The 15,686-nt window shown below is 73.3% G+C and carries 2 protein-coding genes (1 of these 2 cut by a window edge); both read left to right on the top strand.

Annotated elements, in window-relative coordinates; all coding sequences use genetic code 11:
* On the top strand, window positions 1-901 hold the final stretch of the coding sequence (locus tag ACFO4E_RS09870; RefSeq protein WP_378573133.1) for a type I polyketide synthase. Its footprint begins 14,648 nt before the window's first position; only the last 901 of its 15,549 coding nucleotides appear in the window; its start codon lies off the left edge, out of view; its stop codon occupies window positions 899-901.
* Entirely contained in the window at window positions 894-15,686 is a 14,793-nt protein-coding gene (locus ACFO4E_RS09865; protein WP_378573131.1) for an SDR family NAD(P)-dependent oxidoreductase, read from the top strand. Before ACFO4E_RS09870 ends, ACFO4E_RS09865 begins: the two co-directional genes overlap by 8 nt.

Raw genomic sequence — 15,686 nt, 5'->3', positions numbered from 1 at the left:
CAACACCTTCCTCGACGCCCTCGCCCACCACCGCCACGCACGCGGCCTCCCCGCGACCTCGCTGGCCTGGGGCCCATGGGCGGACGACGGCATGGCCGCCGCCCTCGCGGACGTGGACCGGGCACGCATCACCCGCACCGGCCTCACCCCACTCACCGACGAACAGGGACTCCACCTCCTCGACACCGCGCTCCGCCACCACGGCCCCCTCGCCATCACGGCGCACCTCGACACCACCGCCCTCACGGGCTCCGGAGCCCTGTGGAGCTCCCTTTCGCCGGTCCCGGCCCGCCGTATCACCAGCAACACCCACCAGCAGTCGGCCACCGGACTCGGCCGACTCACCCATCTGCCGCCCAAGGAACGCCTGAACGCGTTGGAAGACCTCGTCCGCACCGAAGCGGCGGCGGTCCTCGGCCACCCCGACCCCGGCACCCTCGACCGCGACCACCCCTTCCGCGACCTCGGCTTCGACTCCCTCACCGCCGTCGAACTCCGCAACCGCCTCAACACCCTCACCGCACTACGACTCCCCCCCTCAACGGTCTTCGACCACCCGACCGTGGCCGTCCTGGCGGACCACCTGGATGAAAACCTGTTCCGCTCCGCGGTGGACGGCCCCACGGACGGGGACGAGCTCGACCGTCTTGACGCGCTCCTGGCGACCATCGCCGACCGCGGCGAGGACTCCGTCCTCGAAAAAGCCCGGCAGCGGATGAGGGAGTTCCTGCGCCGGGACGAGGACGCCCATGGCGATCCGGACGACACCTACCTGTCGGAGGTCATGAACTCGGCCTCGTTCAGCGATCTCAAGAACCTGGTGGACGAGCAGTTCGGCTACGGCGACATCGCCGGTCCGGGCACCGGCTCGATTCGGCACGAAGGCATGGACGATGTCTGAAGACAAGCAGCTTCTCGGCTATTTCAAGCAGGTCACCGCCGACCTCTACAAGGCCCGCGCCCGTCTGCGGCGTCTTGAGGAGCGCGACCATGAGCCGATCGCGATCGTCGGTGCGGGCTGCCGCTTCCCCGGGGGCGTGGGCTCCGCCGACGACCTCTGGCGGCTGGTGGCCGATGGTGCGGACGCGATCGGGCCGTTCCCCGAGGACCGCGGCTGGGACGTCGACGGGCTGTTCGACCCGGCACCCGACCGGGTGGGGAAGAGTTATGTGCGCGACGGCGGCTTCGTGTACGACGGCCATGAGTTCGACGCGGACTTCTTCGGCATCTCCCCGCGCGAGGCCACGGCCATGGACCCGCAGCAGCGGCTGCTGCTGGAGACCGCGTGGGAGGCCATCGAGTCCGCCGGCATCGCGCCCGGCTCGCTGAAGGGCTCGCCGACGGGGGTGTTCGCCGGGACCACCGCCCAGGACTACACCACGGTGGCCACGGCGCACCCGGAAGCCGTCGCGGGCTTCGGTATGACCGGCGTCATAGCGAGTGTGCTGTCCGGCCGGGTCGCCTACGCGCTGGGGCTGGAGGGTCCCGCGGTCACCATCGACACGGCGTGCTCGTCGTCGCTGGTGGCGCTGCACATGGCGGTGCAGGCGCTGCGGCGCGGCGAATGCACGCTCGCGCTCGCGGGCGGTGTGACGTTCATGTCCACACCCGCGGTCTTCACCGAGTTCTCGCAGCAGCGCGGGCTGGCGGCCGATGGCCGATGCAAGCCGTTCGCGGGTGCGGCCGACGGCACCGGCTGGGGCGAAGGCGTGGGCCTGGTCCTGGTGGAGCGGTTGTCGGATGCCCTGCGCAACGGGCATGAGGTGCTGGCGGTGGTGCGGGGTTCCGCGGTGAACCAGGACGGTGCCTCCAACGGCCTGACCGCGCCCAACGGCCCCTCCCAGCAGCGGGTGATCCGAACCGCGCTGGCCGACGCGGGCCTGACCGCCGGTGATGTGGACGTCGTGGAGGCGCACGGCACGGGCACCACCCTCGGCGACCCCATCGAGGCGCAGGCGCTCCTCGCCACCTACGGCAAGGGCCGATCAAGCGACCGGCCACTCCGCCTCGGTTCCATCAAATCCAACATCGGGCACACCCAGGCCGCCGCCGGCATCGCCGGCGTCATCAAGATGATCATGGCCCTGCGCCACGGCGAACTGCCGCCCACACTCCACGTCGACCGGCCGACGCCCAACGTCGACTGGTCCTCGGGGGCACTCTCGCTGCTCACCGAACCGGTGCACTGGCCCGACGAGGACCGCCCGCGCCGCGCCGGCGTCTCCTCCTTCGGCATCAGCGGCACCAACGCCCACCTCATCCTCGAACAGGCGCCCGCCGGGCAACCCGCCGAGGAGGACGGCACCGTCCCGGAGCCCGCCGTGCCCGGAGGTCCGGTGCCGTGGGTGCTATCGGCCAAGACACCGCGGGCGCTGCGCGGCCAGGCGGAACGGCTCCTGTCCGCCGTCAACCGGCCCGGTGTATCGCTGATCGATGTCGGGTGGTCGCTGGCGCGGACCCGCGCCCGGTTCGACCACCGCGCCGTGGTGACCGGGTCGACGCTGCCCGAGCTGAGGGACGGACTCGCCGCACTCGCTCACGAGCGGGGGTCATCCGCGCTGGCGTCGGGGCGGGCGCTGGGCTCCGGCCGCGTGGTGATGGTGTTCCCCGGCCAAGGCGCCCAGTGGCCCGCGATGGCCCGCGAGCTCTACGCCTCCGCTCCGGCGTTCACCGAGGCGTTCGACGCCTGTGCCGCCGCCATCTCGTCCTGGACCGACTGGAACCCCCTCGATCTGGTCTGCGACCGGGACGTGGACCTGAACCGGGTGGACGTCGTGCAACCCGCGCTGTTCGCGGTCATGGTGTCGCTGGCCCGGCTGTGGGGCGCGGTCGGCGTCGAGCCCGCGGCGGTCATCGGTCACTCCCAAGGCGAGATCGCCGCCGCACACGTCGCCGGCGCCCTCTCCCTCGACGACGCCGCGCGCACCGTCGCACTCCGCAGCCGGGCGCTCCGGGAACTCTCCGGCCTCGGCGGCATGCTGTCGGTTCCGCTCCCGGAGAGGGAGATCGCCGCCCACCTCGATTCCCGTCCCGGGCTGGGCATCGCGGCCGTCAACGGCCCGGGCCACGTGGTCGTCTCCGGCGACGCCGGACCGCTGAACGAGCTGCACGAGGAGCTGACCGAGGCGGGCGTGCGCTCACGCACGGTCCCCGTCGACTACGCCTCCCACAGCCCCCACATCGAACAGGTCCGCGAACGCATCCTGGCCGACCTCGCCACGATCACGCCGCAACCGGCGAACGTGCCCTTCTACTCCACCCTCACCGGCGACGTCCTGGACACGGCCGAGCTGACAGCGGAGTACTGGTACCGCAACCTACGGGAACCGGTCGAGTTCGCACGCGCACACCACGCCGCCCTGACCGCCGGCGACACCCTGTTCATCGAGGTCAGCCCGCACCCCGTCCTGCTTCCCGCCATGACCGACACCGTCACCGACAGCGGCCGCCGCGCCGCCGTCACCGGCACCCTGCGCCGTGACGAACCCGCCGTCGACACCTTCATCCACGCCATCGGCCAGGCCCACGCCCACGGCGCGGACGTCGACTGGTCCGCCATCCTCCCCACGGGCACCTCCACGCCGCTGCCCACCTACGCCTTCGACCGCGAACGCTTCTGGATCGACGCGGTTCCCGGAGCGACCGCCGACGTCGCAGGCGCGGGCATCGACACGGCCCGCCACCCGCTGCTCGGCGCGATGGTGGAATCACCCGGCACGGGCGGCGTCACCTTCACCGGCAGGCTGTCGCTGTCCACCCACCCCTGGCTGGCCGACCACGCGGTCGCGGACACGGTGCTGATGCCGGGCACGGGGCTGGTGGAGATGGTCGTCCGGGCGGGCGACCAGGTGGGCTGCGGGTCCGTCGCCGAACTGGTGCTCCAGACCCCGATGGGGGTGCCGGAGCACGGTGCCCTCCAGGTCCAGGTGGTGGTCGGAGCCCTGGACGGCGGCGGGCGGGAGGCCGCCGTGTACTCGCGGCCCGAGCCTTCCGAGCAGGCCGGGCCGGCGGAGTGGACCCTGCACGCGACCGGCCTGTTGACCCCTCCGTCCGAGACCGCGGAGACGTCCCTCGGGCAGTGGCCACCCGCCGACGCCGCTCCCGTGGCCATCGACGACGTGTACACGCGGCTGGCCGCCGAGGGGCTGGTCTACGGGCCGGTGTTCCAGGGCCTGCGCTCGGTGCGGCGGCGGGACGGGGAGATCTTCGCCGAGGTCGAGCTCCCCGCGGACCAGCACGCCGCTGCGGACGCGTTCACCCTGCACCCCGCGTTGTTCGACGCGGCCCTGCACGCGCTGGCCGTCGCCGCCGTGGACGACACCGTCGCCCTGCCGTTCGCGTGGTCGGACGTGCGCGTGAGCGCGGTCGGCGCGACGGCTCTGCGTGTGCGGATCGCGCCCCTGCGACCGGACACGGTGTCGGTGGAGGTGTTCGACGAGGCCGGGGAGCCGGTGGCGTCGGCGGGCTCGGTGACACTGCGCCCGCTGTCGGCCGTGCAGCCCGCCGCCGCGGGCCGGGCACGGGGTGGACCGCTGTTCACCGTGGCGTGGGAGCCACTGGCGACCAATAGCGCGCGAGCCTCCCGGAGCTGGGCCGTCGCGGACCAGGACGACCGGCTCGCCGACGCCCTGCGCGGCGGCGGGCACACCGTCGGCTCGCTGGACGACGTGAACGCCGGCACCGATGTTCCCGAGGTGGTCCTCTGGTCGTACCGGCCCGAAGCCGCGGACGTGCCCGCAGCGGTACGGGAGAGCACCGCGGAGCTGCTGGCGCTGGTACGGCGCTGGTCGGCCGACCCCCGATACGCCGATTCCCACCTGGTCGTGACGACCCGCGGTGCGGTCGCCGCCCGCGACGGCGAAAGCCCCGACCTGGCCACCGCGCCACTGTGGGGGCTGCTCCGCTCGGCCCAGTCGGAGCATCCCGGCCGGTTCACCCTCCTCGACCTCGACGACGCTCAGGAGTCGCTCGAAGTCGTCGCGGCGGCGGTGGCCGCCGCGGCCGACGCGGGCGAGACACAGGTCGCGCTGCGCGCCGGCGAGGCGCTGGTGCCCCGTGCGGTCCGTCCGGCTGTGGACGGCACGACCGTGTCCGCCGACGCGATCTGGGCCGCCGGGACAGTGCTGATCACCGGGGCGTCGGGGCATCTCGGCGGCGTGGTGGCCCGGCACGTCGCCGCGGCCGGCGCCGCCCGCGTGGTCCTGCTCAGCCGCCGCGGCGCGGACGCACCGGGGGCCGACGAACTGCGGGCCGAATTGGCGGAGGCGGGGACCCTCGTCACCTTCGCTGCCTGCGACGCGGCAGACCGGGACATGCTCGCCTCCGTGCTCGCCGACATCCCCGCGGAACACCCCTTGCGCGTCGTGGTGCACGCTGCGGGGGTGCTCGACGACGGGACGGTGGACTCGCTGACTCCGGAGCGCGTCGCCGCTGTACTGCGGCCGAAGGTGGACGCGGCGTGGAACCTGCACGAGCTGACCCGCGACCTCGACCTGGACGCGTTCGTGCTGTTCTCCTCGGCCGCCGGCCTCACCGGCCCCGCGGGCCAGGCGTCCTACGCCGCGGCGAACGTGTTCCTCGACGCCCTGGCACAGCACCGGCGCAGCACCGGCCTTCCCGGCCTGTCGCTGGCGTGGGGCCTGTGGGCGCGGAGCAGCGGCATGACCGGGCACCTGGCCGACGTCGACCGCCGGCGGCTGGCCCGCGACGGCGTCCGCGGCCTGTCCGACGAGGAGGGCACGCGGCTGCTCGACGCCGCGCTGGAGCTCGACGTCGCGCTGGCCGTGCCGCTGGGATTCGACGGCGCCGCGCAGAGCGTGCCGGATGCCGCCCCGGTGTGGCGCTCCCTTGCGCGGGGGCGCTCGCGCCGCGCCGCCGCACGGGTCACCGCCACCGGCCTGGCCCGGCGGCTCGCCCGCCTGACCGCCGAGGAGCGGCGCCGGACGGTGACGGAGCTGGTGCGCGCCGAGGCGGCATCGGTCCTCGGCCACACCGACGCCCGGCGGCTCGACGTCCGGACCCCCTTCCGCGAGCTGGGCTTCGACTCGCTGACCGCCGTCGAACTGCGCAACCGGCTCAACGGGCTCGCCGATCTGCGCCTGTCCGCCGCCGCGATCTTCGACTATCCGACCCTGGACGCTCTGGCCGGGTACGTGCTGGAGGAGGTCACCGGGTCCGCGCCCACGGCTGCGGACACCGCGTCCACCGCGTCCGCGGTGGGCGCGCTCGACGAGCCGGTGGCGATCGTGGGGATCGGGTGCCGTTATCCCGGGGGCGTCGGCTCGGCGGAGGATCTCTGGCGGCTCGTCGCCGACGGCGCCGATGCCATCGGCGGATTCCCGGAGGACCGGGGATGGGACGTCGCGGACCTGTACGACCCGGACCCGGATCGGAAGGGGAAGTCCTACGTCCGCGAGGGCGGTTTCCTCTACGACGGGCACGGGTTCGACGCGGGCTTCTTCGGGATCTCCCCCCGGGAGGCCGTGGCCTCGGACCCGCAGCAGCGGCTGCTGCTGGAGACCGCGTGGGAGGCGATCGAGTCCGCCGGTATCGCGCCCGACTCCCTGAAGGGGTCGCGGACCGGCGTGTTCGCGGGCCTGATGTACCACGACTACGCCTCCTGGCTCACCGCCGTCCCGGAAGAGCTGGAGGCGTTCCTCGCCAACGGCAGTGCGGGCAGTGTCGCCACCGGCCGGGTCTCCTACGAGTTCGGCTTCGAGGGTCCGGCGGTGACGGTGGACACCGCGTGCTCGTCCTCGCTGGTGGCCCTCCACCTGGCCGCACAGGCGCTGCGGCGCGGCGAATGCGACTACGCGCTCGCCGGCGGGGTCACCTTCATGTCCACCCCCGCGCTCTTCACCAACTTCTCGCGTCAGCGGGGACTGTCGCCCGACGGCCGGTGCAAGTCCTTCGCCGAGGGGGCCGACGGCACCGGGTTCAGCGAGGGCGTGGGTCTGCTCCTGGTCGAACGCCTTTCGGACGCGCGGCGCAAGGGGCACGACGTCCTCGCGGTGGTGCGGGGCTCGGCGGTGAACCAGGACGGTGCGTCGAACGGATTGACCGCGCCCAACGGCCCCTCACAGCAGCGGGTGATCCGCAGTGCGCTGGCCGACGCCGGACTGACGCCGGGGGATGTGGACGCCGTCGAAGCGCACGGCACGGGCACCACCCTCGGCGACCCCATCGAGGCGCAGGCGCTCCTCGCCACCTACGGACACGACCGGCCGGCGGACCGCCCCCTTCTGCTGGGGTCGGTGAAGTCCAACATCGGCCACACCCAGGCCGCCGCGGGAGTCGCCGGCGTCATCAAGATGGTCATGGCCCTGCGCCACCGCACGCTGCCCGCCACGTTGCACGTCGACGAGCCGACACCGGAGGTCGACTGGTCGGCGGCAACGGTGTCGCTGCTCACCGAAGCGGTGGAGTGGCCGGACGGCGACCGCCCGCGCCGCGCCGGCGTCTCCTCCTTCGGCATCAGCGGCACCAACGCCCACCTCATCATCGAAGAGGCGCCACGCGAGCCCCGGACGGTGGAGCCCGAGACCGTCGACGCGCCCCCTCCCGGTGGCGGAGGCTCGTTGGTGCCATGGGTCGTCACGGCCACGACACCGCAGGCCCTGCGTGCGCAGGCGGGCAGGCTCGCGGCATCCGTGGGAGGCGACACCCGCCCCGCCGACGTGGGGTGGTCGCTCGCAACGGGCCGCGCTGTTCTCGAACAGCGGGCCGTCATCCTGGGCGGGACGCGGGAGGAACTCGTCGGCGGTGCCCGGGCGCTGGCCGACGGCACCCCGCACCCCGGTGCGGTGGCCGGACGGGCGGGCGCCGGCGGGCCGGTGTTCGTCTTCCCCGGCCAAGGTGCGCAGTGGGCCGGTATGGGGCGTTCGCTGCTGGCCGCCGACGAGGCGTTCGCCGCGTCGATGGCCCGCTGCGGCGAAGCGCTCGCGGAGTTCGTCCCTTGGTCGCTGACCGATACGCTCGACGACGAAGCCGCACTCACGCGGGTCGACGTCGTGCAGCCGGCCCTCTGGGCCGTCATGGTCTCGCTGGCCGAGCTCTGGCGCGCCCGCGGTGTCCGCCCGTCGGCGGTGGTGGGCCACTCCCAGGGGGAGATCGCGGCCGCGGTGGTCGCCGGGGCGCTGTCGCTACGCGACGGCGCACGGATCGTCGCCCTGCGCAGCAGGCTGATCGCCGCCGAGCTCGCCGGGCCCGGTGGCATGGCGTCGGTGTCGCTCGCCGAGGACGAGATCGTTCCCCGCCTGGGACAGGGCCTGTCGGTGGCCGCGGTCAACGGCCCGGCCCAGGTGGTGGTCGCGGGCGACCGCCCCGCTCTGGAGTCGCTGGTGGAGCGGCTCACCGCCGAGGGCGTCCAGGCCCGGATGATCGCCGTCGACTACGCCTCGCACTCCGCGCAGGTCGACGCCGTCGAAGAGGACCTGGTCGCCGCGCTGGCGGAAACCGCCGCGGAACCGAGCCGCGTACCGCTGTACTCGACGGTGACCGGCGGTCTGCTCGACACCACGGAGATGGTCGCGGACTACTGGTTCGAGAACCTGCGCGGGACGGTGCGGTTCCGCGATGCCGTGGCCGCGGCCATCGCCGACGGCCACGGCGTCTTCATCGAGGCGAGCCCGCACCCGGTGCTGACCGCCGCGGTGACCGACAACGGCGACGCCGCTGGAGAGCGCGTGGCCGCCGTCGGCACGCTGCGCCGCGGTCACGACGACGAGGTCCGGGTGCTGACCGCCATGGCGGAGGCGTTCGCCGCGGGCGCGGATGTGGACTGGACCACGGCGTTCGCGGGCAGGGACGTCCGGCGCGTCGGGCTGCCGACCTACGCCTTCCAGCGCCGCCGCTACTGGCTCGAAGCCGCACCGGGCTCCCCGGTCGCGGCGGCCGTGCCGCCGGAACCTGCCGGGGAGCAGGCACGGGTCCCGGACGTCCCGCTGGCACACCGGCTGGCGGGACTGGCGGAAGCCGAGCAGCGGCAGCACGTCCTGCTGCTGGTTCGCGGTCTGGTCGCGGCGGTGCTCGGGCACACGGCCGCGGACGAGGTCGACCACGACACCGCCTTCCGCGATCTGGGGTTCGACTCCGTCATCGCGGTCGACCTCCGCAATCGCCTCGCCGACGCGAGCGGCATGCCCTGGCCCGCAACGATCGCCTTCGACCACCCGACGCCGAAGCTGCTGGCCGAGCATGTGCGGGCCGAACTCACCGGCGCGACGCGTCCCGTCGAGCCGATCGCCACGGCCGCCGCACTCGACGAGCCGATCGCCATTGTGGGCATGGCCTGCCGCTTCCCCGGCGAGGCGTCCTCCCCGGACGGGTTCTGGACTCTGGTGCGCTCCGGCCGGGACGCGATCTCGCCGTTCCCGACCGACCGCGGTTGGGAGGCGGTGGGTTCTCTCGAGGAGTCCCATACCCGTCATGGCGGCTTCCTGCACGATGTCGCGGACTTCGACAGCGGTTTCTTCGGGATCTCCCCGCGCGAGGCGCTGGTGATGGACCCGCAGCAGCGGCTCCTGCTGGAGACGTCGTGGGAGGCCTTCGAGCACGCCGGCCTCGACCCGTCTTCGCTGCGCGGCAGCCGGACCGGGGTGTTCGTCGGCGGTGCGTCCAGCGGCTACACCACGGCGTCGATGCCCCGGGAACTCGTCGCCGGCTACGGCATCACCGGCGGCTCCGGCAGCGTGCTGTCCGGTCGGGTCGCCTACGCACTGGGGCTGGAGGGTCCCGCCGTCACCATCGACACGGCGTGCTCGTCGTCTCTGGTGGCGCTGCACATGGCGGTGCAGGCGCTGCGGCGCGGTGAGTGCTCCCTTGCACTCGCGGGCGGCGCCGCCGTGCTGCCGACACCGGATGTCTTCGCCGAGTTCTCGCGTCAGGGCGGGCTGGCGGCCGATGGCCGGTGCAAGCCGTTCGCGGGTGCGGCCGACGGCACCGGTTGGAGCGAAGGTGCGGGCCTGGTCCTGGTGGAGCGGTTGTCCGATGCCCTGCGCAACGGGCATGAGGTGCTGGCGGTGGTGCGGGGTTCCGCGGTGAACCAGGATGGCGCGTCCAACGGCCTGACCGCGCCCAACGGCCCGTCCCAGCAGCGGGTGATCCGCAGCGCGCTGGCCGACGCCGGGCTGGCCGCCGGTGATGTGGACGTCGTGGAGGCGCACGGCACGGGCACCACCCTCGGCGACCCCATCGAGGCGCAGGCGCTCCTCGCCACCTACGGACACGACCGGCCGGCGGAGCGGCCGCTGTGGCTGGGGTCGGTGAAGTCCAACATCGGCCACACCCAGGCCGCCGCGGGAGTCGCGGGCGTCATCAAAATGGTCATGGCCCTGCGCCACAACGAACTGCCGCCCACACTCCACGTCGATGAACCGACACCGGAGGTCGACTGGTCGGCGGAGACGGTGTCACTGCTGACCGAGCCGGTGGAGTGGCCGGACGGCGACCGCCCGCGCCGCGCCGGCGTCTCCTCCTTCGGCATCAGCGGCACCAACGCCCACCTCATCCTCGAACAAGCGCCTCGACGGACTCCCGTGCCATCGACACGGACGGCGCCGGCGGTGGACAGCGGCCCGGTGCCGTGGGTGCTGTCGGGCAGAACCCCGGAGGCGCTGCGCGGCCAGGCCGAGCGCCTGGTCGCCATGGTCAGGGAGCGCCCGGAGCTGTCACCGTCCGATGTGGCGTGGTCCCTCGCCACCACGCGCGCCCGGTTCGACCACCGCGCTGTGGCGACCGGCCGCGATCTCGCCGATTTGTCGGACGGCCTTTCCACGTTCGCCGAAGGCAGGAGCACCGGTCGCGTCGTCGCGGGACACGCGGCGGGCAGCGGTGTGGGTCTCGTGTTCTCGGGTCAGGGTGCCCAGTGGCCGGGCATGGCCCGCGGGTTGTACGAGTCATCCCCCGTCTTCGCCGACGCGTTCGACGAGGTGTGCGCCGCCTTCGACGGACTTCTGCCCGAGCCGCTGGCAGAGGTGGTGCTCTCCGCAGACGGCACGCCTCAGGCGGCCCTGCTGGACCGGACGGACTTCACCCAGCCCGCCCTGTTCGCCGTCGAGGTCGCCCTCCATGCCCTGGTTCAGGCGTGCGGGGTGCGGCCCGACGTCCTGGCCGGACACTCCATCGGCGAGATCAGCGCCGCCCACACCGCCGGCGTGCTCTCCCTCCACGACGCCTGCACCCTCGTCGCCGCCCGCGGCCGACTCATGGCAGAGCTACCGAGCACCGGGGCGATGCTCTCCCTGGAGACCAGTGAGGACCGCACCGCCGAACTGCTCGACGGCATCGCCGACGTCGGCATCGGCGCGGTCAACGGCCCCGCCTCCGTCGTCGTCTCCGGCGACACCGCGGGAATCCACGATGTGGAGACCCGTGCCCGCGAGGCGGGGATCCGCACCACCAGGCTGCGCGTGGGACAGGGATTCCACTCCCCGCTGATGGACCCCATGCTCGACGACTTCGCCGCCGTCGTCGCGGAACTGGACCTCCACGCCCCGAGCATCCCCCTCGTCTCCACCGTGACCGGGCGAAAACTCACTACCGAGGAAGCGACGTCACCCCAGTACTGGGTCCGCCACGCCCGCGACACCGTCCGCTACCACGACGCCCTTCACACCATCGCCGCCGACAGCATCCACACCCTCATCGAAATCGGCCCCGACAGCCCCCTATCCGCCCTCACCACCCACCACGACCACCTGACCACCGTCCCCCTCCTGCGCCGCCCCCGATCCGGCGAGGCCCCGGTGACCGAACCCGAGCGATTCGTGCGCGCCCTCGCCCAAGCCCACGCGCGCGGCGTGGACGTCGACTGGCGAACGCTGCTCGGCGAGGCCCGGAAGGTCGCGCTGCCGACGTACGCCTTCGACCGCCGGCGCTACTGGCTCAACGCCACCGCGGGGACCGCCGATGTGACGGGCGCGGGCCTGGTGTCGGCGGGCCACCCGCTGCTGGGCGCGATGGTGGAGTCGCCCGACGGTGCCGGTGTGGTCTTCACCGGCCGCCTGTCGCTGGCCACGCATCCCTGGCTCGCCGACCATGCGGTGGCGGGCGAGGTCTTCGTTCCGGGCACCGGCCTGGTCGAGATGGTGAGCCGCGCCGGGGACGAGGTGGGCTGCGACCGGATCGGCGAACTGGTCCTCCAGGCACCGCTGATCGTCCCGGCAAGGGGGGCGATCCGGCTTCAAGTGATCGTGGGCGCACCCGACGAGAACGGCGAACGCGGCGTCGCCGTCCACTCCCTGCCCGAGGCACCCGTCTCTGGCGAGCCCGCCGAATGGACCGCCCATGCGTCGGGGGTCCTGACGAGCGGTTCCGCGGACGCCGCACCCGTTCTCGGCGTGACGTGGCCGCCCGAGGACGCGGCAGAGGTCGGCGTCGAGGACGTGTACCCGAGGCTGGCGGCCGAGGGCCTGGTCTACGGTCCGGTGTTCCAGGGGCTGCGCTCGGTGTGGCGGCGGGAGGGGGAGATCTTCGCCGAGGTCGAACTCCCTGCGGAGCAGCACGCCCTGGCGAGTGGCTTCCTCCTGCACCCCGCCCTGCTCGACGCGGCCCTGCACGCGCTGATCGGCGCGGCGGACGGCCCCGGCGACCTGACCGTGGGCCTGCCGTTCTCCTGGACGGGCGTGCGGGTACTGGCGTCGGGTGCGACCGCGCTACGGGTGCGCATGACACTCCTCGGCGACGACGCCGTGTCCCTTGAGGTGTTCGACACCGCGGGCGAACCCGTCGCGGTGATCGGGTCGTTGACCGTCCGTCCGCTCTCGACCTCCCCGACCCCGATCGCGGCAACGGGCGCGGGCGCGACGCGGCCGGACTCGATGTTCTCCGTGGAGTGGCTGCCGGCCGAGCACGCGGAGGCCACCGACACCTCCCTGTCGTGGGCGGTACTCCACGACGACGGTGAGGCGAGCCGCGCCCTGCGAGCGCGGGGCGTCCGAGCCGTCGCGGCGGGGTATCCGGGCGAGCTGCTCCCCGACCTGGACGCGGCCGCGGTCCCGGATGTGGTCGTGTGGCGGTGTCCAGCGGCCGCCGCCGGTGGGGTTCCCGCCGCTGCGCATGAGGCCGCCGCGGCTGCGCTGTCCACGGTGCGGAAATGGCTCGCCGAACCCCGCCTGGAACGCTCCCGCCTCGTCGTGGTCACCCGCAACGCCGTCGCCGCACGTGAAGGCGAGGCACCCGACCTCACACTCGCTCCTGTCTGGGGGCTGGTGCGGTCCGCGCAGTCGGAGAACCCCGACCGCTTCGTCCTGGTCGACCTCGACGGCGACGGCGACGGCCAGGGCGTCCTCGTCGACGCCCTGGCGGCAGGCGAGCCGCAGGTGGCCGTACGCGGTGGTGCGGTGCTGGTACCGCGGGTCGCGCGCCGCGACGGGGACGATCGCCTGGTACTCCCCGACGACCCGAATTGGCGGTTGGACGCGCACGGTCAAGGCACGATCGACGACCTGGCGGTCGTGGCCGACGCAGATCAGGACCGGCCGTTGCGGGAGGGCGAGGTCCGCGTCCGGCTGCGCGCCGCCGGGCTCAACTTCCGCGACGTGCTCATGGTGCTGGGCATGTACCCCGGCGAGATCAGTCTCGGCAGCGAAGGCGCCGGCATCGTGACCGAGACCGGACCCGGCGTCACCGCCCTCACGGCCGGCGACCGCGTGGCGGGGCTGCTCTTCGGCGAAGCGTTCGCCTCGGTTGCCATCGCCGACCACCGCATGCTCGTACGTGTTCCCGACACCTGGTCATGGGCCCGCGCCGCGTCCGTACCGGTCGTGTCCGTCACGGCCCTCTACGGCCTGAGGGACCTGGCCGGCCTCTCCCAAGGGGAATCGGTGCTGATCCACGCGGGCACGGGCGGTGTCGGCATGGCCGCGATCCAGATCGCCCGCCATCTGGGCGCCGAGGTCTTCGCGACGGCGAGCGAGGCCAAGTGGGACACCCTGCGGGAACTGGGCCTGGACGACGACCACATCGCCTCCTCACGCACCCTCGACTTCGAGGACGAATTCCTCAAGACCACCGACAACCTCGGCGTCGACGTCGTCCTCAACTCCCTCTCCGGCGACTTCACCGACGCCTCACTCCGGCTCCTGCCCCGCGGCGGACGCTTCATCGAAATCGGCAAACGCGACATCCGCGACCCCGAGAACGTCGCAGCCGCCCACCCCGGCGTGCGCTACCGCGCCTTCGACAGCATCGACGCCGGCCCCGACCGCATCGGCCGCATGCTCACCGAACTCATCGACCTCCACGAAACCGGCGCCCTGCGCCCCCTGCCCGTCCGGACGTGGCCCCTCACCCACGCCAAAGACGCCTTCCGCCACCTCAGCCAGGCCAAACACACCGGCAAACTCGTCCTCACCTTTCCCACACCACCCCTCTCCTCAGGCACCGTCCTCATCACCGGAGGATCCGGGCACCTCGCCTCGGCCGTCGCCCGCCACGCCGCCCGCAACGGTGCCCCGCACCTCCTGCTGCTCAGCCGGCGCGGCCCCGACGCCCCCGGCGCCCGGGAACTGCACGACGAACTCACCCGCTCGGGCGCACAGGTCACCATCACCGCATGCGACGTCGCCGACCGCACCGCACTGGCCGCCGCGATCGGCACCATCCCCTCCCGACACCCGTTGCGCTCTGTCATCCACACCGCCGGCGTCCTCGACGACGGGCTCATCCCGGACCTCACCCCGGACCGGTTGGCGACGGTCATGCGGCCCAAGGCGGACGCCGCATGGCATCTGCACGAGCTCACCCGCCACCACGACCTCGACGCGTTCGTCCTGTTCTCCTCCATCGCGGGCACCGCCGGCGGACCGGGCCAGGCCAACTACGCCGCAGCCAACACCTTCCTCGACGCCCTCGCCCACCACCGCCACGCACGCGGCCTCCCCGCGACCTCGCTGGCCTGGGGCCCATGGGCGGACGACGGCATGGCCGCCGCCCTCGGCGATGTGCACCAGGCGCGCATCACCCGCACCGGCCTCACCCCACTCACCGACGAACAGGGACTCCATCTCCTCGACACCGCGCTCGCCGACCAGAACCCGGTGGCCATCGCGGCCCACCTCGACACCACCGCGCTCGCCGACGCCGGCCCGTTGTGGCGTTCGCTCGCACGGACACCCGGCCGCCGGACCGCCGTCTCGCGCGTGGCGGGCCGGTCCGCCACCAGCGCGCTCGACCGGCTCGGCACACTTCCGCCGCGGGAACGGCTGCGGGAACTGGAAGACCTCGTCCACGGTGAAGCGGCGGCGGTCCTCGGCCACCCCGACCCCGGCACCCTCGACCGCGACCACCCCTTCCGCGACCTCGGCTTCGACTCCCTCACCGCCGTCGAACTCCGCAACCGTCTCAACACCCTCACCGCACTACGACTCCCCCCCTCAACGGTCTTCGACCACCCGACCGTGGCCTCACTGGCCGAGCACATCGAGCGCGAGCTCGGCCTCGGCGCGGCCGGCGACGCGGCCTTGCTGGAGCGGCTCGCGGATATGGAGCGGCTATCGCCCGAGGATGTGCCGGACGAGCGGAAGGACGAGATCGCCGCGGTGCTCGGCCGCCTGGCCGCGAAGTGGGGCGCCGCCCCTGTGCCCGGGGCGGGCGCCGACGGCGCGCCGGACGCCGGGCGGGACCTGGATTCGGCGACCGACGACGAGGTCTTCCGCTTCCTCGGCGAAGAATTCGGCATCTCCTGA

The organism is Nocardiopsis mangrovi, assembly GCF_042653925.1.
Taxonomy (GTDB): domain Bacteria; phylum Actinomycetota; class Actinomycetes; order Streptosporangiales; family Streptosporangiaceae; genus Nocardiopsis_B; species Nocardiopsis_B mangrovi.
The sequence above is the reverse complement of the archived record's forward strand: the minus strand, read 5'-3'. Positions and strand labels throughout refer to the sequence as shown.